Source organism: Microbacterium sp., assembly GCF_017305435.1.
In the GTDB taxonomy this organism is placed as follows: Bacteria; Actinomycetota; Actinomycetes; order Actinomycetales; family Microbacteriaceae; genus Microbacterium.
The window spans coordinates 452,082-477,180 of the sequence record NZ_JAFKIP010000003.1; the positions used below are offsets into that span (position 1 = coordinate 452,082).

General features: G+C 70.9%; 25 protein-coding genes and 1 pseudogene. 16 read left to right on the forward strand and 10 right to left on the reverse strand.

Translation table 11 applies throughout. The annotated features are described in order from the left end of the window. Positions 1 to 60 precede the first annotated feature (60 nt). Together J0I43_RS05405 and J0I43_RS05410 are read left to right on the forward strand one after the other, a co-directional pair. On the forward strand, positions 61 to 1,275 hold the full coding sequence (locus J0I43_RS05405; RefSeq protein WP_292860198.1) for an amidohydrolase: 1,215 nt from the start codon (positions 61 to 63) through the stop codon (positions 1,273 to 1,275). Further along, positions 1,272 to 2,141 carry a hypothetical protein gene (locus J0I43_RS05410; RefSeq protein WP_292860201.1) on the forward strand — a complete coding sequence of 290 codons (870 nt, stop codon included), beginning with the start codon at positions 1,272 to 1,274 and terminating at the stop codon, positions 2,139 to 2,141. The genes J0I43_RS05405 and J0I43_RS05410 overlap by 4 nt, the downstream gene beginning before the upstream one ends. Here J0I43_RS05410 and J0I43_RS05415 read toward each other — a convergent pair. Next, positions 2,120 to 3,196: a VanZ family protein gene (locus J0I43_RS05415; RefSeq protein WP_292860204.1), complete on the reverse strand. Its 1,077-nt coding sequence runs from the start codon at positions 3,194 to 3,196 to the stop codon at positions 2,120 to 2,122. The two genes, J0I43_RS05410 and J0I43_RS05415, sit on opposite strands and share 22 nt — an antisense overlap. A gap of 50 nt (positions 3,197 to 3,246) precedes the next feature. Between J0I43_RS05415 and J0I43_RS05420 the strand changes: the two genes are divergently transcribed. The 4 genes from J0I43_RS05420 (at position 3,247) to J0I43_RS05435 (ending at position 8,608) form a co-directional block, all read left to right on the forward strand. Then, the gene (locus tag J0I43_RS05420) at positions 3,247 to 5,310 is read left to right on the forward strand and encodes an APC family permease (RefSeq protein WP_292860207.1); all 2,064 of its coding nucleotides are present in this window, start codon (positions 3,247 to 3,249) and stop codon (positions 5,308 to 5,310) included. Between the two features lie 193 nt (positions 5,311 to 5,503). Then, complete coding sequence (locus tag J0I43_RS05425) at positions 5,504 to 6,784, forward strand: SufS family cysteine desulfurase (RefSeq protein WP_292860209.1); 1,281 nt, start codon at positions 5,504 to 5,506, stop codon at positions 6,782 to 6,784. Positions 6,785 to 6,788: 4 nt separating this feature from the next. Next, on the forward strand, positions 6,789 to 7,256 hold the full coding sequence (gene sufU, locus J0I43_RS05430; RefSeq protein WP_292860212.1) for a Fe-S cluster assembly sulfur transfer protein SufU: 468 nt from the start codon (positions 6,789 to 6,791) through the stop codon (positions 7,254 to 7,256). Beyond that, the gene (locus J0I43_RS05435; RefSeq protein WP_292860214.1) at positions 7,253 to 8,608 is read left to right on the forward strand and encodes an NAD(P)/FAD-dependent oxidoreductase; all 1,356 of its coding nucleotides are present in this window, start codon (positions 7,253 to 7,255) and stop codon (positions 8,606 to 8,608) included. Before sufU ends, J0I43_RS05435 begins: the two co-directional genes overlap by 4 nt. A 20-nt stretch (positions 8,609 to 8,628) precedes the next feature. Here the strand turns inward: J0I43_RS05435 and J0I43_RS05440 are convergent, their stop codons facing one another. The 4 genes and pseudogenes from J0I43_RS05440 to J0I43_RS05455 form a co-directional block, all read right to left on the reverse strand. Further along, positions 8,629 to 9,396 carry an ABC transporter permease gene (locus J0I43_RS05440; protein ID WP_292860217.1) on the reverse strand — a complete coding sequence of 256 codons (768 nt, stop codon included), beginning with the start codon at positions 9,394 to 9,396 and terminating at the stop codon, positions 8,629 to 8,631. A 2-nt stretch (positions 9,397 to 9,398) separates the two neighbouring features. Next, positions 9,399 to 10,180 (reverse strand): annotated as a pseudogene (locus J0I43_RS05445) (ABC transporter ATP-binding protein). After that, entirely contained in the window at positions 10,177 to 10,536 is a 360-nt protein-coding gene (locus tag J0I43_RS05450; RefSeq protein WP_292860219.1) for a DUF1048 domain-containing protein, read from the reverse strand. Before J0I43_RS05450 ends, J0I43_RS05445 begins: the two are co-directional and overlap by 4 nt. A gap of 1 nt (position 10,537) precedes the next feature. Beyond that, complete coding sequence (locus J0I43_RS05455; protein WP_292860221.1) at positions 10,538 to 10,879, reverse strand: PadR family transcriptional regulator; 342 nt, start codon at positions 10,877 to 10,879, stop codon at positions 10,538 to 10,540. A 271-nt stretch (positions 10,880 to 11,150) separates the two neighbouring features. On the opposite strand from J0I43_RS05455, the gene J0I43_RS05460 reads away from it, so the two are divergent. From J0I43_RS05460 to J0I43_RS05485, 6 genes are read left to right on the forward strand one after another with little or no spacing between them, the layout of a single operon-like run. Continuing rightward, positions 11,151 to 11,240: a potassium-transporting ATPase subunit F gene (locus tag J0I43_RS05460; RefSeq protein ID WP_292860224.1), complete on the forward strand. Its 90-nt coding sequence runs from the start codon at positions 11,151 to 11,153 to the stop codon at positions 11,238 to 11,240. Further along, positions 11,240 to 12,931, forward strand: a complete 1,692-nt coding sequence (gene kdpA, locus J0I43_RS05465) for a potassium-transporting ATPase subunit KdpA (RefSeq protein WP_292860226.1) — start codon at positions 11,240 to 11,242, stop codon at positions 12,929 to 12,931. The genes J0I43_RS05460 and kdpA overlap by 1 nt, the downstream gene beginning before the upstream one ends. Before the next feature lies 1 nt (position 12,932). Continuing rightward, entirely contained in the window at positions 12,933 to 15,110 is a 2,178-nt protein-coding gene (gene kdpB / locus J0I43_RS05470) for a potassium-transporting ATPase subunit KdpB (protein WP_292860229.1), read from the forward strand. 40 nt (positions 15,111 to 15,150) lie between these two features. Continuing rightward, the gene (gene kdpC, locus J0I43_RS05475) at positions 15,151 to 15,762 is read left to right on the forward strand and encodes a K(+)-transporting ATPase subunit C (RefSeq protein ID WP_292860231.1); all 612 of its coding nucleotides are present in this window, start codon (positions 15,151 to 15,153) and stop codon (positions 15,760 to 15,762) included. Between the two features lie 31 nt (positions 15,763 to 15,793). Beyond that, positions 15,794 to 18,364, forward strand: coding sequence for a DUF4118 domain-containing protein (locus J0I43_RS05480; RefSeq protein ID WP_292860233.1), 2,571 nt, complete (start codon positions 15,794 to 15,796; stop codon positions 18,362 to 18,364). Continuing rightward, entirely contained in the window at positions 18,361 to 19,044 is a 684-nt protein-coding gene (locus J0I43_RS05485; RefSeq protein WP_292860236.1) for a response regulator, read from the forward strand. The genes J0I43_RS05480 and J0I43_RS05485 overlap by 4 nt, the downstream gene beginning before the upstream one ends. A 139-nt stretch (positions 19,045 to 19,183) precedes the next feature. On the opposite strand, the gene J0I43_RS05490 is transcribed toward J0I43_RS05485, so the two are convergent. From J0I43_RS05490 to J0I43_RS05500, 3 genes are read right to left on the reverse strand one after another with little or no spacing between them, the layout of a single operon-like run. Beyond that, positions 19,184 to 20,152 carry an SRPBCC family protein gene (locus tag J0I43_RS05490; protein ID WP_292860238.1) on the reverse strand — a complete coding sequence of 323 codons (969 nt, stop codon included), beginning with the start codon at positions 20,150 to 20,152 and terminating at the stop codon, positions 19,184 to 19,186. A 1-nt stretch (position 20,153) separates the two neighbouring features. After that, positions 20,154 to 20,513, reverse strand: a complete 360-nt coding sequence (locus J0I43_RS05495; RefSeq protein ID WP_292860241.1) for a helix-turn-helix domain-containing protein — start codon at positions 20,511 to 20,513, stop codon at positions 20,154 to 20,156. Positions 20,514 to 20,559: 46 nt separating this feature from the next. After that, positions 20,560 to 21,447 carry a helix-turn-helix transcriptional regulator gene (locus J0I43_RS05500; RefSeq protein WP_292860243.1) on the reverse strand — a complete coding sequence of 296 codons (888 nt, stop codon included), beginning with the start codon at positions 21,445 to 21,447 and terminating at the stop codon, positions 20,560 to 20,562. A 143-nt stretch (positions 21,448 to 21,590) separates the two neighbouring features. On the opposite strand from J0I43_RS05500, the gene J0I43_RS05505 reads away from it, so the two are divergent. Genes J0I43_RS05505 through J0I43_RS05515 form a run of 3 tightly spaced genes read left to right on the forward strand, consistent with a single transcriptional unit; the run spans position 21,591 to position 23,841 of the window. Further along, on the forward strand, positions 21,591 to 21,923 hold the full coding sequence (locus J0I43_RS05505) for a carboxymuconolactone decarboxylase family protein (RefSeq protein ID WP_292860245.1): 333 nt from the start codon (positions 21,591 to 21,593) through the stop codon (positions 21,921 to 21,923). Continuing rightward, on the forward strand, positions 21,920 to 22,804 hold the full coding sequence (locus J0I43_RS05510; RefSeq protein ID WP_292860249.1) for an aldo/keto reductase: 885 nt from the start codon (positions 21,920 to 21,922) through the stop codon (positions 22,802 to 22,804). Before J0I43_RS05505 ends, J0I43_RS05510 begins: the two co-directional genes overlap by 4 nt. Positions 22,805 to 22,821: 17 nt before the next feature. Continuing rightward, a complete protein-coding gene (locus J0I43_RS05515) occupies positions 22,822 to 23,841 on the forward strand; it encodes an aldo/keto reductase (protein ID WP_292860252.1) in 1,020 nt (339 codons plus the stop codon). A 67-nt stretch (positions 23,842 to 23,908) separates the two neighbouring features. Here J0I43_RS05515 and J0I43_RS05520 read toward each other — a convergent pair whose 3' ends face one another. Together J0I43_RS05520 and J0I43_RS05525 are read right to left on the reverse strand one after the other, a co-directional pair. Next, positions 23,909 to 24,253, reverse strand: coding sequence for a TraR/DksA C4-type zinc finger protein (locus J0I43_RS05520; RefSeq protein ID WP_292860255.1), 345 nt, complete (start codon positions 24,251 to 24,253; stop codon positions 23,909 to 23,911). A gap of 3 nt (positions 24,254 to 24,256) precedes the next feature. Then, entirely contained in the window at positions 24,257 to 24,652 is a 396-nt protein-coding gene (locus J0I43_RS05525; protein ID WP_292860257.1) for a VOC family protein, read from the reverse strand. A gap of 162 nt (positions 24,653 to 24,814) precedes the next feature. Between J0I43_RS05525 and J0I43_RS05530 the strand changes: the two genes are divergently transcribed. Next, positions 24,815 to 25,042 carry a hypothetical protein gene (locus tag J0I43_RS05530; protein WP_292860260.1) on the forward strand — a complete coding sequence of 76 codons (228 nt, stop codon included), beginning with the start codon at positions 24,815 to 24,817 and terminating at the stop codon, positions 25,040 to 25,042. The last annotated feature ends 57 nt before the right edge of the window (positions 25,043 to 25,099 follow it).

The following is a 25,099-nucleotide window of genomic DNA, read 5'->3' on the forward strand; positions in this document are numbered from 1 at the left end:
AGCCGGATCGAAGGACTTATGCACAGCGCAGCCCCGACACCACACGGTTAGGGTCGGAGGGTGAGCATCGATCTCGAGGCCCTGTACATCGACCTGCACCGCCACCCCGAGCTGTCGTTCCAGGAGACGCGTACGGCCGGCGTCATCGCCCGCGAACTCGCGGCCCTCGGCCTCGACTACACGGAAGGGCTCGGCACGACCGGCGTCGCCACGGCGATCCGGAACGGCGACGGCCCGGTGGTGTGGCTGCGCGCCGACATGGACGCCCTCCCCGTCGAGGAGAAGACCGGGCTCGCCTACGCCTCCACCGCCCGCGGCATCGACCCGGCCGGCACCGACGTGCCCGTCATGCACGCGTGCGGCCACGACATGCACGTGACGGCCCTCCTCGGCGCGCTCGAGCGGCTCGTCGCGACGAAGGACGAGTGGTCGGGCACCGTCGTCGCCGTGTTCCAGCCGGCCGAGGAGTACGGCGCGGGCGCGCAGGCGATGATCGCGGGCGGCGTGATGGATGCCTACCCGACGCCCGACATCGTCCTCGGCCAGCACCTCACACCGCTCCCGGCGGGCGTCGTGGGCGTGCGACCCGGCACCCAGATGGCCGCCTCCGACGGCCTCACCGTGCGCCTTCTCGGCCGCGGCGGGCACGGCTCCCGACCGCACGCGACGATCGATCCGGTCGTCATGGCCGCCGCGACCGTCATGCGCCTGCAGACGATCGTGTCGCGCGAGATCGACCCGCGCGAGATGGCGGTCGTGACCGTCGGCGCGATCCACGCGGGACTGAAGAACAACATCATCCCGGCCGAGGCGACGCTCGAGCTCAGCCTGCGCTACCCCGACGACGACGCCCGCGCCGACGTGCTCGCCCGCGTCGAGCGCGTCGTGCGCGCCGAGGCGGCGGCGTCCGGCGCGACCGAGGAGCCGGTCATCACGACGCTCCACTCCCTGCCGCCGACGATCAACGACGCGGATGCCACGGCCCGCCTCGTCGCGGCCTGGTCGCGCGCGTTCGGCGAGGGCAGCGTCGTCGACCCGGGCATGTTCACCGGCAGCGAGGACGTCTCGTGGTTCGCCCGCGAGGCGGGCGTGCCGCTCGTGTACTGGTTCTGGGGCGGCCTCGACCCCGCGGTCTACGCCGACGCGGTGGCCCGCGGCGCCGTGAACGAGGAGATCCCGACGAACCACTCGCCCTCCTTCGCACCCGTCCTCCACCCCACGATCGAGCGCGGCGTCGATGCCCTGGTCGTCGCCGCACGGGAGTTCCTCGCATGAGCTGGTCCGATCTCGGGCTTCCCGAGGCCCCCGAGCCGAGCGGCAACGAGGCGCCCGCGCCGCGCCCGCGCCGCGAGCCGCGCCCGCCCAAGCCCCCGAAGCCCCCCAAGCCCCCGCGCGAGGCGCGAGAGGGCGGCGACGGCGGCTCGCGGACGCCGCTCATCCTCGGGGTCATCGCGGGCGTCCTGCTCGTCGCGGTCGTCGTCACCCTGGGTATCGCCCTGACCCGCCCGTCGTCCGACGCGAGCCCCACGACGCCGCCGGCGTCGGACCCGGCGACGTCCGCCCCGACCGCGCAGCCGACACGCAGCGCGACGTCGTCGCCCGACGAGGTCGGCGCCCCCGTCGCGCTGCAGCTCGCCGGCACCGGATTCACCCTCGTCGACGCGAACAAGAAGACCGCGTTCACCTACCAGTGGCGCGATAAGGCCGACGGCGCCGTCGCCGCGCTGACGAAGGCGTTCGGCACCGCCCCCACGCAGCGGGTCGAGGCGGGCGACGGCTCGTCCTACCCCGACTACACGATCTACCAGTGGGACGGGTTCCTGCTGTACGACATGGTCGACGGCACGGGCGGCGCGCAGCGCGCGACCTTCACGCAGCCCTCCTATGCGACCTTCTCGCGGAACGAGGTCGGGAAGATCGAGATGACCGCCGAGCACGGCGTCTCGATCGGCAGCACGGTGGATGCCGTGCGTGCGGCCCGCCCCGACAAGGAGATCCCGCGCGGCAGCGCCGGATCGATCCGGTTCGTCTTCGACCTCGCGCGCTCCAAGGCCGGCCCGCCCGTCGAGTACAGCATGGTCGTCGACACGGACGGCTCCGCCGTCACCGCCGTCCTGTACTACTTCGCCGCCGGCTCCTGAGGCCGGGCTCCCTCCCCGGCGCCGGCACGCGCGTCGACGACGTCCTGGCCGGACAGGAGGCCGGGGAGCCCTCGGCCCTGTCGCGTCGCGAACGTCGCGATGAGGGATGCCGCGGCGAAGACCCACGACAGGGCCGCCCATCCCCCGGGCACGAGCGACAGCAGCAGGTATCCGCCGATGCCGCCGACGAAACGCAGCGGCCGCGCGAGCGGCTGCGGCACCGGCCCACCGCGGTAGCGCAGTTCGACGGCGGCGTCGCCGACCGTCCGCCCCGTCGCGAGCACCATCACACCCCAGATCGCGATGGGCACGACGTTCGCGGCGACCTGTGCGAGAGTCCCATCGACCACGGCGGCGTGGTCGCGCACGACGTACTCGAGAACGACCTGCGCGCCGATCCCGACGGCGCCGCTGACGAGAAGCGTCCCGAGCCCGTCGCAGACCATCGCGAGGAGGCGCCGGCCGCGCGTGACGGGGTGGGGCAGCGCTGCGGCATCCATCACCTCGCTGCCGCGCAGTCGCCGCGGCACGACGAGCGCGAGGACGGACCCGAGGACGGCGCCGACGGTGTTCGTGAGCAGGTCGTCGACGTCGAACACGCGGTACGCGCACGGATACAGACCCCAGACGCCGGTGAGCTGCGTCGTCTCGATGACGAGCGAGACCCCGAGCCCGGTGACGAAGGCGACGAGGATGCCGCGTCCGCCGAGCACCCGGAGGAAGAACCCGAGCGGCAGGAACAGCAGCACGTTCAGTGCGAGCTGCATCACGGCGACGTCGGTCGGGCCGTGCGCCGAGCGCAGATCGTCGACGAACGCGAGCACGTCGAGGTTGACGCCCGCGCATCGGTAGGCGTCGGCGTCGGGGAGGGGAAGGAGCGTGTACGTCCAGATGGCCAGGAAGTAGACGAGGGCGGCCGCCCACAGCAGGAACCGACCCAGCGTGAGGCGGCCGCGGCGGCGATAGCTCACCGCGACGAAGGGGACGAACAGCGCCGTGCCGACGAGCACGCCGAGGCCGATCGCGACCGCTGCGGAGTACACCTCGTTGCCCATGTCACGATCCTCGCAGGCAGCCGCATTGCGCACGGACCGCCGGGCGCGTAATGTCCGACGCCGTGACCGATGACAATCACGCCGAAGACCGCGCGGCGGCGGACGAGACCCCGATCGCCAAACGCATCCTCATCGGCGAGCCGCTGACGAACGAAGAACTCGAAGGTCAGCTGCTCCCGAAGAAGATGGCGCTGCCGATCTTCGCCTCCGACGCCCTGTCCTCGGTGGCGTACGCTCCGCAGGAACTCCTCATGATCCTGCTGATCGGCGGGACCGCGTTCCTCGCCTTCAGCCCGTGGGTCGCGGCGGCGGTCGTCGCGCTCCTCGTCGTCGTCGTGCTGAGCTACCGGCAGCTCATCAAGGCCTACCCGTCCGGCGGCGGCGACTACGAGGTCGCCCGCACGAACCTCGGCGAGAAGGCCGGCGTCGTGGTGGCGGCCGCGCTGCTCGTCGACTACATCCTGACGGTCGCGGTGTCCGTGGCATCCGGCGTCGACAACATCATCTCCGCGCTTCCCGGACTCGACGCGTGGCGCGTCGAGCTCGCGGTCGGCTTCGTCATCCTGATCATCCTCGTGAACCTGCGCGGCGTGCGCGAGGCGTCGACCGCTTTCGCGATCCCGACGTACCTGTTCATCGGATCGGTCATGGTGATGATCGTGACGGGGCTCATCCGCATCGCTCTCGGCGATGCCCCCGTCGCCGAGAGCGCGCAGTTCGCGGTGCAGGCGGAGGACCTGAGCCAGGCGGCGCTCATCCTGCTGATCCTGCGCGCCTTCTCGAGCGGATGCTCCGCCCTCACCGGCGTCGAGGCGGTCTCCAACGGCGTCCCCGCGTTCCGCAAGCCGAAGGTCCGGAACGCCCAGACCACTCTCGTCATGATGGGGTCGATCGCGATCCTGATGTTCTCCGGGCTGACCCTCCTCGCCCTGGTGGCGGGTGTGCACTACGCCGAGAACCCGTGCCATCTCATCGGGTTCGACTGTCAGAGCGCGGTGCAGCCGAGCCTCATGGCGCAGGTCGCCGCGGCGACGTTCGGCATGAACTCGATCCCGTTCTTCATCGTGCAGGCGGCGACCGCGGCGGTGCTGCTCCTCGCGGCGAACACCGCGTTCAACGGCTTCCCGCTGCTGGGGTCGGTGCTTGCGCGCGACGGGTACGCGCCGAAGGCACTCAACACCCGCGGCGACCGCCTCGTCTACTCGAACGGCATGATCATCCTGGGCCTGGCCGCCGTGCTCGTCCTCGTGATCTTCCAGGCGAAGCTGACGACCCTCATCCAGCTGTACATCATCGGCGTGTTCGTCTCGTTCTCGCTCGGGCAGATCGGCATGGTGCGGCACTGGCGACGCGAGCTGCGCCTGCTCTCGCCGAAGGCGGCATCCGCTCGCCGCGAGGCGTACACGGGTCTGTTCATCAACGCCCTCGGGGCGACGTTCACCGTCGTGGTGCTCGTCATCGTGACGATCACGAAGTTCACGCACGGCGCGTGGCTCGTCTTCCTGGCGATCCCCGTGCTGTCCTTCCTCATGGTCGGCGTGCACCGCTACTACCGCGACGTCGAGCACGAGATCGAGATGGATGACGACGTGCACTTCGGTGCGTCGGGCGATGTCGCGATCGTCCTCGTCGGCAAGCTGCAGAAACCGGTCGCGAAGGCCCTCGACTACGCCCTCGCGGCGAAGCACGACAAGACGATCGCGGTGCACATCGCCGTCACGAACGACGACGCGCGCGTCGTGCAGGACGACTGGGCCTTCCACCGCATGCCCATCCCGCTGCTCGTCATCGAGTCGCCCTACCGCCAGTACGCGGCGCCGCTCGCGCAGTTCATCGCGCAGTACCGCGAGAAGCACGGCTCCTCCGTCGTCACCGTCTACCTGCCGCAGTACATCGTCGGGCACTGGTGGGAGTCGGTGCTGCACAACCGACGCGCGCGGCGCATCGCGCAGCAGCTCATGCTCGTGCACGGCGTGCAGATCACGCTCGTGCCGTGGCTGCTCGACTCGTCCGAGGTCATCTACGGCCGCCGCTCCCGGCCGCTCCCGGGTGACGACCGCGCGGGCCGCGTCACGACGTACGGCCTGGTCGCCCATACCGACGACCAGCCGTAGCCCGCGACCCGTCGAAGGCCGCGGGCGCGGGCGCAGAAAAGTGGCGCGATCGCCGGGCTCACGCACGCTGACCCCGCCATCCGCGCCACCTGTTCGCCGCCGAAGGGTCGCGGGGCCCGTACAGGGGCGGATGCCGCGACCCCAGCCCGCGCCACCCCGCGCCCGGCCGGCGCGCGAGGCGTAGCCTAGGAGGGTGACGACCGCGACCTCCGAGACCCCCGCCGCCGCGGCGACCGATCCGCTCGATGCCGCGGCCCTCGCGCGAGACTTCCCGATCCTCTCCGAACAGGTGAACGGGCACCGGCTCGTCTACCTCGACTCCGGCGCGACGAGCCAGCGGCCGCTGGCGGTGCTGGATGCCGAGCGCGACTTCCTCACGCACGCGAACGCCGCCGTGCACCGCGGCGCGCACACGCTCGCGGCCGAGGCGACGGAGCTGTTCGAAGACGCCCGCGCGACGGTCGCCGGCTTCGTCGGGGCGGCTCCCGAGCAGCTCGTCTGGACGAGCGGCGCGACGCTCGGCCTCAACCTCGCCGCGTACTCGCTGGGCGCCGCGCTCCGCCTCGGCCCGGGCGACGAGATCGTGACGACCGCGATCGAGCACCACGCGAACCTGATCCCGTGGCAGGAGCTCGCCGCCCGCACGGGCGCCTCCGTGCGCTACATCCCCGCGCACGACGACGGAACCCTCGACCTCGACGCCGCCGCCGAGCTCATCGGCGAGCGCACCCGGATCGTCGCCTTCACGCACGTCTCGAACGTGCTCGGCATCATCAACCCGGTCGAGAAGCTCATCGCGCTCGCGCAGGCCGTCGGCGCGGTGACGGTGATGGATGCCTGCCAGTCGGCCCCGCACCTGCCGCTCGACCTGCCCGCGCTGGGCGTCGACCTCGCGGCGTTCAGCGGCCACAAGATGATGGGCCCCTACGGGGTCGGCGGGCTCTATGGGCGCGCCGAGGTGCTCGAGTCGATGCCCCCGTTCCTCACCGGCGGGTCGATGATCACGACCGTGACCCTCGAGGGCGCGCAGTACCTGCCCCCGCCGCAGCGGTTCGAGGCGGGCACGCAGCCGATCGGGCCGGCGATCGGTCTCGCGGCGGCCGTGCGCTACCTCGACGGCATCGGTCTCGAGCGCATCCACGCGCACGAGGTCATGCTCGCCGAGCGCATGCGCGCGGGGCTCGCCGAGATCCCCGGCATCCGCCTGCTCGGTGATGCCGCGGGCGCAGGCAACGCCCCGCGCGTCGGGCTGTGGTCGTTCGACGTCGAGGGCGTGCACGCGCATGACGCGGGCCAGTTCCTCGATGCGCGCGGCATCGCGGTGCGCGTCGGCCACCACTGTGCGGCCCCCCTGCACGCGCGCTACGGTGTCACGGCATCCGTGCGCGCCTCGACGGCCCTCTACAACACCCCCGACGATGTGGATGTCCTCCTCGATGCCGTCAGCGGCATCCGTCCCTATTTCGGAGTCTGAACCCATGAACGAGCTCGATGCGCTCTACCGCGAGCTGATCCTCGACCACTCCAAGCATCCGCAGCACTTCGGCCTCGCCGACGCCTCGGCGGGCGAGGCCTCGGCGGGTGAGGGAAGGATCGGCGAGTCGTACCAGAAGAACCCCGTGTGCGGCGATGAGATCACGCTGCGCGCGCGCGTTGACGGCGAGACGATCGCGGACGTCACGTGGGAGGGGCGGGGCTGCTCGATCTCGCAGGCCTCGGCATCCATGCTCGCCGACCTCGTCGCCGAGGAGGGGCTCAGCCGCGCCGAGGCGGTCGCCCTCATCGAGGGGTTCCGCGAGGCGCTCCGATCGCGCGGGCAGCTCGAGCTCGACGAGGACGTCTACGGCGACGCCGCCGCCCTCTCGGGGGTCTCGAAGTTCTCGGCGCGGGTGAAGTGCGCGATGCTCGCCTGGGTCGCCCTCGAAGACGCGATCGCCAAGGCATGAGCCACACCCTCGCCACGGCGCACCTGCCGCACGTCGTCATCGTCGGCGGAGGGTTCGCCGGCATCAACGCGGCGCGGGCGCTGCGCGCAGCCCCCGTGCGCGTCACGCTCATCGACCGCCGCGTCTACAACACGTTCCAGCCCCTGCTGTACCAGGTCGCGACGGGCGGGCTGAACCCGGGCGACGTCACCCATTTCCTGCGGAGCCTGCGCATCGCCCAGCCGAACCTCGACATCGTGCACGAGCACCTGATGGAGATCGACAAGGATGCCCGCCACGTGCGCCTGCTCGACGGGCAGGAGATCGCGTACGACTACCTCCTCATCGCGAACGGCGTCACGACGGCCTATCACGGCACGCCGGGCGCGAAGGAGAACTCGTTCGCGGTGTACTCGCGGTCGCAGGCGATCGCGATCCGCGACGCGCTGTTCACGCGGCTGGAGAAGGCGGCGGCCGCGGCGGACCGGACGAAGGGCCTGTCCGTCGTCGTCATCGGGGGCGGACCGACCGGCGTCGAGATGGCCGGCGCCCTCGCGGAACTCCGCGATCAGGGCCTCGAGCCCGCCTACCCCGAGCTCGAGGGCGAGGCGTTCCGCATCACGCTCGTGCAGCGCAGCGAGATCCTGAAGCCGTTCCTCCCGCGGCTGCGGGCCTACGCGGCGACGCAGCTGCAGCGACGTCACGTCGAACTTCGGCTCGGCTCCGGGGTCGACGAGGTCTGCCCCGACGCCGTGCGTCTCTCGGACGGCACCGTGCTCCCCTCCGACCTCACGATCTGGGCGACCGGTGTCGCACCGCACGAAGAGGTGCGCGAGTGGAGCCTGCCGCTCGCGAGCGACGACCGCATCCTGGTGGGCGAGGACCTGCAGGTGCAGGGCCTGCCCGGCGTGTTCGCCGCGGGCGACGTCGCGAAGACCCCGCAGGACTTCCCGCAGCTCGCCCAGCCCGCGATCCAGGGCGGCGAGCACGTGGCCCGCCAGATCGTGCGCCTGCTGGAGGGCCGGCCGACCGAGCCGTTCGTCTACTACGACAAGGGCCAGCTCGCCATCATCGGCCGGCGCTCGGCGATCGGCGAGGTCCCCGGCGTCGCGAACCTCCCGGTGCTGCATCGCCTCCGCTTCCTGCAGCGCGTGCCACTGTTGCGGAGGATCGTTCCGCTGACGGGCCGTGCGGCGTGGTTCGTGTGGCTGTTCGTGCACATCTCGAGCCTCCTCGGCCCCCGCAACAAGCTGCAGGTCATGGTCGGGCTCATCGCGCGCTACGGGCCGCGGATGCACCGTGCGCCCGTGCCGATCGTGGGGGACGTCCCCGCGATCCGCCCCGCGAAGGCGCAGCGCCGCACGAAGCCCTGAGACCTCGGCGCCTCCGCCGCTCAGCGGCTGCGGCGGCGGCACAGAAGCATCGCGACGACGTACGCGACGAGCAGGATGCCGAGCATCCAGGCGAGCGCGACCCACAGATCGCCGGCCACCGGCTCGCCGGCGAGCAGCGCCCGGATCGCGTTCACGATCGGCGTCACGGGCTGGTGCTCGGCGAACCACGCGACCGGGCCGGGCATCGTCGCCGTCGGGACGAACGCCGAGCTGATGAACGGCAGGAAGATCAGCGGGTAGCTGAACGCGCTCGCGCCGTCGACCGTCTTCGCCGCGAGCCCCGCGATCACCGCGACCCACGTCAGAGCGAGGATGAAGAGGGCCAGGATGCCGGCGACGGCGAGCCACTGCGCGATGCCTGCGAGGCTGCGGAACCCCATCAGGAGCGCCACGCCGACGACGAGGACGAGCGAGACGAGGTTCGCGACGAGCGAGGTCAGCACGTGCGCCCACAACGCCGACGAGCGGGCGATCGGCATCGACTGGAACCGCTCGAAGATGCCGCCCTGGAGGTCCAGGAACAGCCGGTACGACGTGTAGGCGATGCCCGACGCGATCGTGATCAGCAGGATGCCGGGGAGCATGTAGTCGATGTACGACCCGCTCGCTCCCCCGGTGTCGATCGCGCCGCCCAGGACGTACACGAACAGCAGCATGAGGGCGATGGGGGTCACGGCGGTCGTGATGATGGTGTCGGGGCTGCGCAGGATGTGGCGCAGCGATCGCCCGGTGAGCGTCGCCGTGTCGGCGACGACGTGCGTTGTCATGATCAGACCTCCTTCTCGGTCGCACGTGCGGTCAGCGCGAGGAACACATCCTCGAGGGTCGGCTGCTTCTCGACGTACTCGACGGTGGCCGGCGGCAGCAGGGCCTTGAGCTCCGCGAGGGTGCCCTCGACGAGGATGCGGCCCTCGTGGAGGATCGCGATCGCATCGGCGAGGTGCTCGGCCTCGTCGAGGTACTGGGTCGTGAGCAGCACCGTGGTGCCGCGCTCGGCGAGCGCGGCACGGTCCGCCAGACCTCGAGCCGGGCCTCGGGGTCGAGCCCCGTCGTCGGCTCATCGAGGAAGATGACCGGCGGCTCGCCGATGAGGCTCATCGCGATGTCGAGCCGGCGGCGCATGCCGCCCGAGTAGGTGCCGGCTCGGCGCGCTCCGGCATCGGTGAGCGAGAAGCGCGCGAGCAGGTCGTCGGCGACCCGCCCCGGCTGGGGAAGGTGGCGCAGCCTGGCGACGAGCACGAGGTTCTCGCGCCCCGTGAGGACCTCGTCGACGGCGGCGAACTGTCCCGTGAGGCTGATCGACGCGCGGACGGCGGCGGCATCGGATGCCACGTCGCGCCCGTCGACGCTGGCGCTGCCGGCATCCGCCTGCACGAGGGTCGAGAGGATGCGCACGAGCGTCGTCTTGCCGGCGCCGTTGCTGCCGAGCAGGGCGAAGATGCTGCCGCGTCGCACGGCGAGGTCGACCCCGCGCAGCGCGTGCAGGTCGCCGAAGGACTTCTCGACGCCCGCGACGCGGATCGCCGCGTCATCGAGCATCGCGGTGGTCATGACTGCTCCCGTTCGGCCTTCGCGATGGCATCCGTCAGGCGCGTGCGCTCCTTGTCGATCCACTGACGACCGGAGTAGGCCTTCACGAACTCCTCGCCGAACTCGACCGGGTCGGCGCCGACGATGTCGCGCAGCGGCGTGGCATCCGCGGCGGCGCGATCCCACAGGTCGGCGAAGTCTGCGAACAGCGTCACCATGGTGTCGCCGTCGAGGAAGCCCGCCGAGTACATGAAGTACCGGTGGTAGGCCATCGCGGCGTCGCGGTAGGGCGCGGGCAGGGCCTCCATGCGGGCGATCGCCTGCTTGTACTGCTTCTTCTGCTCGAGCGAACCCGTGAGCTTCTCGATCCAGGACATCTCAGTTCTCCTTCTGGTCGTCATGTGTGTGGAGCCGGTCGAGTCGGTCTGCGAGGAAGCTCCACGTCCTCCAGAACTCGTCGAGCTGAGCCGCGCCCTGCGCGTTCAGCGTGTAGACCTTGCGCGGCGGCCCCTTCTCGGAGGGCACTTTCTCGACGTCGACGAGCCCGCGCTGCTCGACGCGCAGCAGGAGCGCGTAGACCGTGCCTTCGGCGATGTCCGAGAAGCCCTGGTCGCGCAGCCACGCGGTGATCTCGTAGCCGTAGGCGGGATGCCGCGCGAGGATCGCGAGAACGATGCCCTCGAGCACGCCCTTGAGCATCTCGGTGGTCTGTCTGCCCATCGACCGTTCCTCCAGTACTCAGTGTTGATGACTACTGGTACATAGTAAGCATGAGTACTGGTACTCCGCAACACTGAGTACCGATTGGGCCGCTGCGTGTGCGGAACACGTGAGGAGACGGTGCGGCGGCGTATGGAAACCGTGAGGACGAGGGCTGCGGCATCCACCGGAGAGTTGTATCGGATGCCGTGATCGACCTCATCTACCTCCTCGTGACGCTCGCCCTCTTCGGCCTCGTCGCGCTCATCGCGAAGGGGGTGGAGAAGCTCCGATGATCGTCTTCTCCGCCCTCGCCGCCGTCCTCGGCGTCGCCGCCGTCGTCTACCTCGTGATCGCCCTCGTGAACCCGGAGAGGTTCTGATGGCCGGGACCGATGCCGCCTCGATCTGGGCGGGTCTCCTCCAGATCGCCACGGTGATCCTCGCCCTCGCGCTCCTCTACAAGCCTCTCGGCGACTGGATCGCCCGTGTCTTCACCCGCACCGAGGACGCCCGCGTCGAGCGGGGGATCTACCGCGTGATCGGCGTGGATGCCTCGGCCGAGCAGACCTGGCAGGCGTACGCCCGCGGGGTGCTGCTGTTCTCGGTGATGGGCGTGCTGTTCGTCTACGCCCTGCAGCGCCTGCAGGCCGTCCTGCCGTACTCGCTCGGGCTGCCCGCCGTACCGGAGGGCCTCGCCTTCAACACCGCCGTCTCGTTCGTGACCAACACGAACTGGCAGTCCTACTCGCCCGAGCTGACGCTCGGGTACACGGCGCAGCTCGCCGGGCTCGCGGTGCAGAACTTCGTGTCGGCGGCGGTCGGCATCGCGGTCGCCGTCGCGCTCGTGCGCGGCTTCGCCCGCCGCGGATCGTCCACGATCGGCAACTTCTGGGTCGACCTCGTCCGGGCCGTGGGGCGCATCCTGCTGCCGCTCGCGATCATCACCGCGATCGTCCTGCTCATCGGCGGCGTCGTGCAGAACTTCGCCGGCTTCCAGACGGTTCCGACCATCACGGGCGGCACGCAGGTGATCCCCGGCGGCCCGGTCGCCTCGCAGGAGGCCATCAAGGAACTCGGCACCAACGGCGGCGGGTTCTTCAACGCGAACTCGGCGCACCCGTTCGAGAACCCGACTCCGTGGACCAACGTGCTCGAGGTGATCATGCTGCTGGCGATCCCGTTCGCCATGCCGCGCGCCTTCGGCAAGATGGTGGGCGACGACCGCCAGGGCTACGCCATCGTGGCCGTCATGGGGTCGCTGTGGGCGGCGGGCGTGGCGTTGACGACGTGGTTCGAGCTGCAGGCGGCGGGCGCCGCTCCGCAGCTGGCCGGCGGAGCCCTGGAGGGCAAGGAGGCGCGCTTCGGCATCTGGGCGTCGACGCTGTTCGCGGCATCCACCACCGGCACCTCCACGGGAGCCGTCAACTCCATGCACGACTCGTACACGGCGCTCGGCGGCATGATCCCGATGCTCAACATGATGCTCGGCGAGGTCGCCCCCGGCGGCGTCGGCACGGGCCTCTACGGCATGCTCGTGCTCGCGGTCATCGCGGTCTTCGTCGGCGGGCTGCTCATCGGGCGGACGCCGGAGTATCTCGGCAAGAAGATGGGGCCGCGCGAGATCAAGCTCGCGAGCCTGTACATCCTCGTGACGCCGGCTCTCGTGCTCGGCGGCGTCGCCCTGAGCTTCGCGATCCCGGGCGTGCGCGCCGACATCGAGTCGACGTCGATCTGGAACCCCGGCGTGCACGGCCTGTCCGAACTGCTCTACGCGTTCACCTCGGCCGCGAACAACAACGGCTCCGCGTTCGCGGGGCTCACGGCGAACACACCGTGGCTCAACACCGCGCTCGGGGTGGCGATGCTCCTCGGCAGGTTCATCCCGATCGTGCTCGCACTCGCCCTCGCCGGCTCGCTCGCCGCTCAGGAGCGGGTCCCGGCCACGGCGGGCACCCTCCCGACGCACCGGCCGCAGTTCGCCGCGCTCCTCGCGGTCGTCACCGTCGTCATCACGGCACTCACCTACTTCCCCGTTCTCACGCTGGGTCCCCTGGCGGAAGGGCTGCTCTGACATGTCCACCTCGATCACCGCTCTCGACACCGCCGGACCGGTGGATGCCCCGGCCGCCGCCCCACGCGCCTTCGGCGCGGCGCAGCTCGTCCAGGCACTCCCCGGAGCCGTGCGCAAGCTCAACCCGGCGGCGCTCTGGCGGAACCCGGTCATGTTCCTCGTCTGGGTCGGTGCCGCGCTGACGACGGCCATCGCGATCGCCGAGCCCTTCCTGGGCGGCCCCGAAGCCTCGGGCGGCACCCCCGTGCCGTTCGGATTCACGTGGGGGATCGCGATCTGGCTGTGGCTCACCGTGCTGTTCGCGAACCTCGCCGAGGCCGTCGCCGAGGGGCGGGGCAAGGCGCAGGCGTCCGCGCTGCGCAAGACCCGCACCACGACGCAGGCGCGTCTGGTCATCCGCTACGACGCGGCGACGGATGCCGGGGCTCTTCGCGCCGAGACGCGCGAGGTCGCCTCGAGCGAGCTGACGCTCGGAGACGTCGTCGTCGTCACCGCGGGCGAGCTGATCCCCGGGGACGGCGACATCGTCTCCGGCATCGCGACGGTCGACGAGTCGGCCATCACCGGCGAGTCCGCCCCCGTCGTGCGGGAGTCCGGCGGCGACCGCTCCGCCGTCACGGGCGGCACACGCGTCCTCTCCGACCGCATCGTGGTGGAGATCACCTCGAAGCCGGGGCAGACCTTCGTCGACCGCATGATCGCGCTCGTCGAGGGCGCGGCGAGGCAGAAGACGCCGAACGAGATCGCCCTCGGCATCCTGCTCGCGAGCCTGTCGATCGTCTTCGTCGTCGTCGTGCTCACGCTCAACCCGATCGCGTCGTACGCGGCGGCGCCCGTGTCGATCCCGGTGCTCGTCGCCCTGCTGGTGTGTCTCATCCCGACGACGATCGGCGCCCTGCTCTCCGCGATCGGGATCGCCGGCATGGACCGCCTCGTGCAGCGCAACGTCCTGGCGATGTCCGGGCGCGCGGTGGAGGCCGCGGGCGACGTCTCGACGCTGCTGCTCGACAAGACCGGCACGATCACGTACGGCAACCGCCGGGCCACGGAGTTCGTCGCTCTCTCCGGAGTGGAGGCGGGCGACCTCGCCCGTTCCGCCGCGCTCTCGTCGCTCGCCGACCCGACGCCCGAGGGCGTGTCGATCGTCGAACTGGCCGCCGGGCAGGGCATCCGGCTGGACGAGCCCGCCGGGGCGGTCAGCGTGCCGTTCACCGCGCAGACCCGGATGAGCGGGCTCGACCTGCCCGACGGGACACAGGTGCGCAAGGGCGCGGCATCCGCCGTCCTCGCGTGGCTGGATGCCGAGGGCATCGCGCTCCCCGCCGCGCAGCGTGCACAACTCCTTCGATCCGTCGACCGCATCGCCGAAAGCGGCGGAACTCCGCTGGTGGTCGCCACCCTCACCCCTCGGATCGAAGGAGTTGCGCACGCGCCGTCCGCCACGGTGCTCGGCGTCGTCCACCTGAAGGACATCGTCAAGGAGGGTCTGCGCGAGCGGTTCGAGGAGCTCCGCGCGATGGGCATCCGCACGGTCATGATCACGGGCGACAACCCGCTCACGGCGGCCGCGATCGCGAAGGAGGCCGGCGTCGACGACTTCCTCGCCGAGGCCACTCCCGAAGACAAGCTCGCCCTCATCCAGCGCGAGCAGGCGGGCGGCAACCTCGTCGCGATGACCGGCGACGGCACGAACGACGCGCCCGCGCTCGCGCAGGCCGACGTCGGCGTCGCGATGAACACCGGCACGTCGGCCGCGAAGGAGGCCGGCAACATGGTCGACCTCGACTCCGACCCGACGAAGCTCATCGAGATCGTCCGCATCGGCAAGCAGCTGCTGATCACCCGCGGCGCGCTCACGACGTTCTCGCTCGCCAACGACATCGCGAAGTACTTCGCGATCATCCCGGCGATGTTCATGGGGGTCTTCCCCGGCCTGGCGGCGCTGAACGTCATGCAGCTGAGCTCCCCGGCGTCCGCGGTCACGAGCGCGATCGTCTTCAACGCGATCGTCATCGTGTTCCTGATCCCGCTCGCGCTGCGCGGGGTCCGCTTCCGTCCGACGAGCGCCTCGCAGACCCTCAGCCGCAACCTCCTCATCTACGGCCTCGGCGGCGTCATCGCCCCGTTCATCGGCATCAAGCTGATCGACCTCGTCGTCGGCCTCCTCCCGGGCTTCTGACCGCGCCTGCACCGCGCCCTTATCGCGAAAGGTTCCTCTCATGTCCTCCACCCGCACCTTCCTGCGCACGACGGGCGTCGCCCTGCGCGCGATGGTCGTCGCAACGCTCACCCTCGGGCTGGGCTACACCCTGCTGATCACCGGCGTAGGGCAGCTCCTGCTGCCCTGGCAGGCGAACGGCTCGACCGTGACCGACTCGGCCGGCACCGTCGTCGGCTCCGCGCTCCTCGGGCAGTCGTTCACCGATGCGGACGGCAACGCACTGCCGGAGTACTTCCAGGGCCGCCCGTCCGCTGCCGGCGAGGGCTACGACGGCGGCGCCTCCTCCGGCTCGAACTGGGGCCCGCAGAACGCGGACCTCGTCACGTCGATCGGCGAGCGCAAGGCTGCCGTCGCCGCTCGCGAGGGCGTCGCGGAGAGCGACGTGCCCGCGGATGCCGTGACGGCATCCGGCTCGGGACTCGATCCGCACATCTCGGTCGCGTACGCCGACCTGCAGATCGCGCGCGTCGCGGATGCCCGCGGGCTCTCGCGCGCGGAGGTGGCGCGTCTGGTCGCGGAGCACACCACGGGCCGCGACCTGGGCTACCTCGGCGAGCCGCGCGTGAACGTCCTGGAGCTGAACGTCGCGCTCGACGCGCTCGCCCGCTGACGGCGCATGACGCGGAAACTAGGGTGAATCCATGAGACGGGGCCGACTGCGGGTGCTGCTGGGGGCGGCTCCCGGCGTCGGGAAGACGTACGAGATGCTCGAGGAGGGGCGGCGACTGCTCGAGGAGGGCATCGACGTCGTCGTCGCCGTCGTCGAGACGCACGGCCGGGCCGCGACCGCCGCCAAGATCGAGGGGCTGCCCCTCATGCCCCGCCGGATCGTCAGCCACCGCGGCGTCGAGCTCGAGGAGATGGATCTCGACGGGGTCATCGCGCGCGCTCCGCGGCTGGCGCTCGTCGACGAACTCGCGCACACGAACGCGCCGGGATCGCCCCACGAGAAGCGCTGGCAGGACGTCGAGAGTCTGCTGGATGCCGGCATCGACGTGATCACGACCGTCAACGTGCAGCACATCGAATCGCTCGGCGGCGTCGTGGAGCAGATCACCGGGGTCGCGCAGCGCGAGACCGTGCCGGATGCCGTCGTGCGCGCCGCCGATCAGATCGAGGTGGTCGACCTCGCGCCCCAGTCCCTGCGAGATCGACTCTCCGCCGGACAGGTGTATCCCGCCGAGCGGATCGATGCGGCTCTGTCGAACTACTTCCGCCTCGGGAACCTGACGGCGCTGCGCGAGCTCGCCCTCCTGTGGCTCGCCGACGAGGTCGACAGCGCATTGAAGACGTACCGCGCCGAGCAGGGCATCGAGGGCACCTGGCAGGCGCGCGAGCGCGTCGTGGTGGCTCTCACCGGCGGCGCCGAGGGCGAGACGCTGCTGCGCCGCGGAGCCCGGATCGCCGCACGGTCTGCGGGCGGCGAGCTGCTCGCCGTGCACGTCGACAACCAGGACGGGCTGCTCAGCGAGACGCCTGGGGCCCTCGCCGCCCAGCGCACCCTCGTCGAGCAGCTCGGCGGCAGCTACCATCAGGTCGTCGGCAGCGACGTGCCTCGCGCGCTCGTCGAGTTCGCGCGCTCGGTCAACGCGACCCAGCTCGTCGTCGGGGTGAGCCGCCGCGGCCGCCTCCAGGCGGCTCTCACGGGCCCGGGCATCGGATCGACCGTCATCCGCGAGTCGGGCGACATCGACGTGCACATGGTGACGCACTCCGCGGCGGGCGGGCGGCTGGCGCTGCCGCGCCTGGCCGGCACGGCGCTGAGCGTGCGCCGCCGCATCGCGGGCTTCGCCGTCGCGCTCATCGGCGGCCCGCTGCTCACGTGGTTGCTCGCCTCGTTCCGCACCGACGAGACGATCACGACCGACGTGCTCGCGTACCAGCTGCTCGTCGTGGTCGTCGCGCTCGCGGGCGGCATCTGGCCCGCCGTCTTCGCGGCCGTGATGTCGGGGCTCACCCTCGACTTCTTCTTCGTGCGGCCCTTCTACACCGTGACCGTCGCAGACCCGCGGCACACGTGGGCACTCGTGCTGTACGTCGTGATCGCCATCCTCGTGAGCGTCGTCGTCGACCGCTCGGCGCGCGCCGCCCGTCTCGCACGCCGCCGCGCCACGGAGTCGGAGCTGCTCGCGACCGTCGCCGGCAGCGTCCTGCGCGGTCAGGGCGCGATCCCCGCGCTCGTCACGCGCACGCGGGAGGCGTTCTCTCTCGCCGGTGTGCGGCTCGTGGTCGACGGCGAGACCGTGGCGAGCGACGGCGAGCCGCTGCGGGCGCGCTCCCGTGAAAAGGGCGGGCAGCGCGGTGAGGCCGAACCCACCGTCATCCCGGTCGGCACGGATGCCTCGCTCGAGCTGCACGGCGCTCCGCTGGATGCCGCGGAACGCCGCCTCCTGCAGGTCATCGTCACCCAGCTCGAGGGGGCGCTCGAGCAGCGGCGTCTCGAACAGTCCGCGCAGGCCGCCGACGTGCTCGCTCAAGCCGATCAGGTGCGCAGCGCTCTGCTCTCGGCGGTGAGCCACGACCTGCGGCGCCCGCTCGCGGCGGCGGTCGCGGCGATCGGCGGACTGCGTGCGGCGGGGCCCGGCCTGTCGGCATCCGACCGCGCGGAACTCCTCGCGACCGCCGACGAGAGCCTCACCACGCTCACCTCGCTCGTCACGGACCTCCTCGACGTGTCGCGCGTCGAGGCAGGCGTGCTGGCGGTGTCGCTCGCGCCGACGGATGCCGCAGCGGTCGTCGCGGCATCCGTCGATGAACTGGGGCTCGGGCCCGCCGACGTCGACCTCGCTCTCGACGACGAGCTGCCTCCCCTCGCCGCCGATCCCGTGCTGCTGCAGCGCGTCCTCGTGAACGTGCTCGCCAACGCGCTGCGGTATGAGCCGCGCGGGGGAACGCGCGTGCGGCTGACGACGAGTCGGCTCGGCGAGCGCGCGCAGATCCGCATCATCGACCACGGTCCCGGACTGCCGCCCGAGCGACGCAACGACGCGTTCTCGCCCTTCCAACGCCTCGGCGACACGGACAACACGACGGGGCTCGGCCTCGGCCTTGCGCTGTCGCGCGGATTCACCGAGGGGATGGGGGGCACGCTCACCCCCGAAGACACCCCCGGAGGCGGACTCACGATGGTGATCGAGCTTCCGGTCTCTGAGCCTGTTGACGGCGCGGACGCTGCCGCGGCATCGCTCCCTGCGGAAGGATCGGACGCATGAAGATCCTCGTGGCCGACGACGATCCGCAGCTCGTGCGCGCGCTGCGGATCACGCTCGCCGCGCACGGCTACGACGTCGTGGCCGCCGCCGACGGGGCCGCTGCGGTCACGCTCGCGGCGCAGGCCCACCCGGACATCGTGCTGCTCGACCTCGGGATGCCGCATCTCGACGGCATCGGCGTCATCGCGGCGCTGCGCGGGTGGACCGACGCCCCGATCATCGTCGTCTCGGGGCGCACCGGCTCGGCCGACAAGGTCGATGCGCTGGATGCCGGGGCCGACGACTACGTCACGAAGCCCTTCCAGATCGACGAGCTGCTTGCGCGGCTGCGCGCCCTCGCGCGGCGCTCGACGCCGGTCGCGGGGGTCGGGGCCGACCCGGTCGTGCGCTTCGGCGATGTGACGGTCGACCTCGTCGCGAAGATCGTGACGAGGGCGGGGGCGGCGGTGCACCTGACCCCGACCGAGTGGCGCATGCTGGAGTTTCTCGCGCGGCATCCCGGCGCGCTCGTGACGCGCCAGACCCTCCTGAAGGACATCTGGGGCACCGAGCAGGTCGCCGACACGGGCTACCTGCGGCTGTACGTGTCGCAACTGCGCAAGAAGCTCGAGCCCGACCCGGCCGCGCCGCGGCACCTGCTGACCGAGTCGGGCATGGGCTATCGCCTCGTCCTCGAGTGAGGCGCGCGGCCTGCGCGGCGCGTGCGGAGCCGCACACGTCACGAAAGCAGGCTGAATCAACCTCCTGCGGGCCCACGGCCTCGGAAGATGTCGATCCAGCCTGCTTTTCGCGCGGGGAACCGCGGCGGCGGCCGCGAGGTCAGCGCGCCGCGAGCACCGTCTCTTCGAGCCGCGCGTACGAGGCCTCCATGCCGTCGGTCATGCCGGTCGCGAGGATCATGTCGCGCGTCGCAGCATCCGGGTACTCGATCAGGAGCGTGAGGAGCGTCGCGCCGTCCTCTTCGTAGAGCTGCAGGTCGTTGAGGGTCGACGGCCCCGGCATCCCGATCATCTTCTCGGTGGTCACGGCGCGCCACGTCGGCTCGCTGAGCACGGTCTCACCCTCGAAGCCGAAGCGCGATGCCTCGTCGTCGCCCTGCTGCCACACGTAGCGGTAGGTGTCGCCGACCTCGCACTCGATCATCTGCCACCCATCGGGCCCGAGGAGCCACGTCTTCAGGAGCTCCGGCTCGTGGTGCGCGCGCCACACGAGCTCGCGCGGGCCGTCGATGAGGCGCGTGATGCGCACGTGCTGGTCGTCGAGGATCTCGGTGCGGGTGCCCTTGCCCTCGGCGTAGTCGCGCAGATCCTGCAGGACGGTGTCGAGCTGGTTCATCGCCATGCGCGAGCCCTCCACGGCGCCCATCGCGACGACCTGCTCGAGCGCTTCCGCCGAGGTGAAGTACGTCGTGTTGACCAGGCGCGATCCGGCATCCGTCGCCTCGAAGGCGAACACCATGCGCATCGAGGGGAACCCCTCGAGCTTCTCGCCGTCCTCCCCCACGAACGAGTCGAGCACCTCGAACGACCGGCCCTCGTCGACGTTCAGCACCTCCCACGCCCCGCCGGAGCGCTGCCCCTGCGGACTCGTCATGTGGTACTCGGCGCGGCCCCCGGGGCGCAGGTCGAACGCCGTGAAGGTCGCCGGCCACCCCGGAGGGCCCCAGAAGCGCGACAGCTGGGTCGGGTCGGTGAACGCCCGCCAGAGCCGGTCGACGGATGCCGCGGCATCCGCCGTGAGCGTCATCGTGAGGTTCTCGGGGTCGGTCGTGATGTCGGTGACGGGCATGTCACTCTCCTTCGTGTGAGGCCGTGCGGGGGTCGGCGAGCAGCGCATCGAGGCGATCGATGCGGGCGCGCCAGAGCTCTTCGTAGCGGGCGAGCAGCGCGCGGGCGCGGGCGATCATGGCGGGGTCTGCGCGGACGAGGCGCTCGCGCCCTTCGGCGCGTTTGACGACGAGCTGAGCGGCTTCGAGGACGGCCACGTGCTTCTGCACCGCCGCGAACGACATCTCGTACTCTGCAGCGAGCGCCGACACGGACTGCTCGGACGCGATCGTCCGCCGCAGGATGTCGCGCCGCGTCGCCGCCGCGAGCGCGTGGAACACGCGGTCGATCTCATCGTCGCTCAATTCACTTTGTACAACCATTTGGTTGTACGTTACGGCGATGGATGCCGCGTGTCAAGAGATGCGGTCACTCGGCGCTGCGCTCCGCAGGCGCTCGGACGATGTCGGGTGTGGCCGTCATCGCGGCCCAGCTCGCGAGCATCCGGAGCGCGTCGGCGGAAGGTGACCCGGGTTCGGCGGTGTAGGTCGAGAGCGTGAGTCCAGGATCGGCGGGGAGTTCGAAGGCCTCGTAGGTGAGCTCGAGCTCGCCGACGACAGGGTGCCGGAGTCTTTTGACGCCGGTGCGGTGGTAGCGCACGTTGTGCGCGGCCCAGAGGGCGCGGAACCGCTCCGAGCGGGTGGACAGTTCGCCGACGAGGTCGGTGAGGCGTTTGTCATACGGATTGCGCCCTGCTTCGCCGCGCATCGTCGCGACGAGGTCCTGCGTGTTCTTGTCCCAGTCGACGTAGAAGTCGGGAGCCGCAGGGTCGAGGAACGCGAAGCGGGCGCTGTTGGGTTCGGGCTCCGCGAACACCGGCGAGTACAGCGCGCGTCCGAGTGCATTCGCTGCGACGTAGTCGAAGTAGTTGTTGCGCAGCATGGCCGGGGCATCGGTGATGGCATCCAGCAGGCGCAGGATGCTGGGGCGGATGCCGTCGGCGCGCCGCCGCGGCTTCCGCGCGACCGGTGACGCGTTCGCCGTATGGGCGAGGTCGAACAGGTGCGCGGTCTCCGCCTCGTCGAGCTGCAGTGCGCGAGCAAGGGCGTCGAGCACCGTATCGGAGGCGCCGGACAGGTCGCCCCGCTCGATGCGTGTGTAGTAGTCGACGCTCACGCCGGCCAGGAGGGCGACCTCTTCGCGGCGGAGGCCGGGTACACGCCGATTGCCACCCCAGGCCGGAAGCCCGGCCTGGTCGGGAGCGATGCGGTCTCTGCGCGTGGAGAGGAACTCGCGCACTTCACTGCGGTGGTCCATGGCATCGACGGTACGCGCCCCTGGCATCGAGAGGGAGGGACTGTCAGCCCCTCCCGGCCCGACGGCGACGCTCCTACCGTGGACAGCGCGGCCGGCAGTGCAACGTCCGCGGCCGCTCCCGCCCGCGTCCGAAGGGAACCATCATGACCGACAACCTCACCGCCGCCCAGAAGGCGATCGGCGACTTCTCCCCCAAGCTCGTCGAACTCACCGACGGCGTCCTCTTCGGGGATATCTGGGAGCGACCCGGCCTTTCGACCCGCGACCGCAGCCTCATCACCGTCGCGACCCTCATCGCCAACGGCTCCACCGAGCAGCTCGTCGGGCACCTGCAGCGCGCCCGCGCGAACGGGCTCACCGTGGACGAGCTCACCGAGACCATCGTCCACCTCGCCTTCTACGCCGGCTGGCCGCACGCCATGTCCGCCGTCACCGTCGCGAAGCGCGTCTTCGCAGAACAGGAGAACCCCGCATGATCACTCTCACCCTGAACAACGGCGTCACCCTGCCCACCATCGGGCTCGGCGTGTTCCAGTCTCCGCCCGAGGAGACGACGGATGCCGTCGCCGAAGCCCTCCGCGTTGGCTATCGCCACATCGACACCGCTGCCGCGTATCGCAACGAGCGCGAGGTCGGCGAAGGCATTCGCCGCTCCGGCGTCCCGCGCGACGACATCTTCCTCGAGACGAAGGTGTGGGTAAGCGACTTCGGGTACGACAAGACGCTGCACGCGTTCGAGAAGGCGACCGGCAAGCTCGGCGTCGACACCCTCGACCTGCTCATCCTGCACCAGCCCGCTCCCACCCGCTTCGACACCACGGTGGCGGCCTACCGTGCGCTCGAGACCCTGTACGCCGACGGACGCGTCCGCGCGATCGGGGTCAGCAACTTCATGCCCCACCACCTCGACCGGCTCGCCGCCGAGACCGAGATCATCCCCGCGGTCAACCAGGTCGAGCTGCACCCGTACTTCACGCAGCCCGCCGTGCAGGCCGCGGATGCGGCGCGCGGCATCCTCACCCAGGCCTGGTCGCCGATCGGCGGGATCACCTTCTACCCCGGCTGGGGCGACGGGAAGCGCAGCGTGATGGACGACCCCACGATCGGCGCAATCGCCTCCGCGCACGGCAAGAGCCCCGCACAGGTCATGCTGCGCTGGGGCATCCAGCAGGGCCGCTCCGTCATCCCCAAATCGATCAACCCGACCCGGATCGCCGAGAACTTCGACGTCTTCGACTTCGAGCTCACCACGGAGGAGCTCGCCCGCATCGACGCACTCGACACCGGCGTGCGCGGCGGCCCCGATCCCGACCAGCCCCGCGACGCCATGTTCGACGTCGTGATCGACGAAGCCTGAACCGAAGGAGAACGCTCATGGAATACCGCAGCCTCGGACGCACCGGCGTCAAGGTCAGCCCGCTGTGCCTCGGCGCGATGATGTTCGGCCCGTGGGGAAACGAGGACGAGGCGGACAGCATCCGCATCATCCACGCCGCCCTCGATGCCGGCATCAACTTCGTCGATACCGCCGACGTCTACTCGGCCGGTGTCTCCGAGGAGATCACCGGCAAGGCACTCAAGGGGCGGCGTGACGATGTCGTCCTCGCGACGAAGTTCTTCATGCCGATGGATGCCGACGACCCCAACCAGCGCGGCGGATCGCGCCGCTGGATCATCCGCGAGGTCGAGAACTCCCTGCGACGCCTCGACACCGACTACATCGACCTGTACCAGGTGCACCGGCCCGACCCGGCCGTCGACATCGAAGAGACCCTCGGGGCGCTCTCGGATCTCGTGCACCAGGGCAAGATCCGCTACCTCGGTTCGTCATCGTTCTCCGGCTCGCAGATCGTGGAGGCGCAGTGGGCCTCGCAGTCACGAGGTCTGGAACGGTTCGTCACGGAGCAGCCGCCCTACTCGATCCTCGTCCGCGGCGTCGAAGAGGATGTCCTGCCGACCGTGCAGCGGCACGGAATGGGCACCCTCACCTACAGCCCGCTCTCCGGTGGCTGGCTCTCGGGCAAGTGGCGAAAGGATGCCGCAGCCGCCCCGACCTCGAACGCACGCCCGAAGGCGCGGTTCGACATGAACAGCCCCGCGAACCGGCGCAAGCTCGACATCGTCGAAGACCTCGCCGTCCTCGCCGAGCAGAACGACCTGACGCTCATCGAGATGGCGATCGCGTTCGTGATCAACCACCCCGGGGTCACCGCCGCGATCGTCGGTCCCCGCACGATGGAGCAACTCGAGTCGTACCTTCCCGCCGCGTCGCTCACCCTGCGGACCGAAGTGCTCGACCGGATCGACGCGATCGTCGCCCCCGGCGTCACCGTCAACCCCGACGACAACAGCTACGGCATGCACGAGCTCACACCCGCGAACCGCCGCCGCTGATCACACTCATGCGGCCGACAGCCCGTCGCGAACCCTCACGGAATGCCCACGCCGCACCGCCCGGCTCTCACGCCGCGCAGGCGACGCACGTCGTCGCGAACGGTCGCGCCTCGAGTCTGCCCGCGGGGATGCCGGCGCCGCACACGACGCACACCCCGTACGTCCCCGCCGCGATCCGCGCGAGCGCGGCATCCACCTCACTCCGTTCGGACGCCGCCGCCCGCCGCAGCGCCTCGATGCGCTGCCACTCGCCCGACAGCGTCGACCCTTCCGGATCGTGCTCGTCGTCAGCGGTCTGGTCGGCGCGGTCCGCGCGCACGGCGGCGGCATCGGCATCGAGCCGACTGAGCAGCGCGTCGAGATCCGCGGCGCGTGCGCGGAGGGCGTCCGCCGGCGCACCCGGCACGGTCACCGCCTACCCCTGGTACCCGATCAGCCACGTGACCCCGAACCGGTCGCGCACCTGGCCGTCGTGATCGCCCCATGGCTTGAGCGCGAGCGCATCGAGAACCGCCCCGCCTTCGGCGAGCGCGGCGAACCAGCGCTCGAGCTCGGCCGGCTCCGCCATGCCCAGGAGTGAGAACAGGATGCCGCGGAGCGCGAGGGGCTCCTCCCCCGGCCCGGCATCCGACGCGAAGAGCTCGACCGCACCCTGGAGCATGCCGTGCGCGACGGCATCCGCCGGCCCGTCGCCCCGCCCGAAGTCGCCGTACGAGTGGATGACGAGGTCTCCGCCGAAGACGTCGCGGTAGAACTCGAGCGCCTCACGGGCGCCCCCGTCGAAGTGCAGGTACGGCGTGAGTCCGGTCATGGCCCGACTCTACGACCGAGTTCCGACACCCGCGACCCCAACCCGTGCCCCCTCGCGCCAACCTCGCGCCACCCTGTCAAGCCCCCTGACGGACGCCCGCACGCGGCGCAGACTCGTCGGACGATGCCCGCCCTCGCGGAGGCGGCCGAACAGGAGATGACCATGTCCGATCCGAACTCCACCCATCCCGACGACGCGACGGCCGAGGCAGCGGCGCGCGCCGCGGGAAACGCGGCCGACCCCGACCGGGCGGCGCAGCCCGGGGCCGACGACCTCACCGAGCCCAGCACCGAGAAGGAGCCCGGCGAAGAGCCGACCGCGCCCGACTCGGCATCCGAGCCGAGCCACGAGGCGACGGGCATCGGCGTCCTGGGCGTCGACGACGCCTGACATGTCGGCGCAGATCGTCGCTTCCGGCGTCTGGAGCGACGATTCGCGCCGACGAAA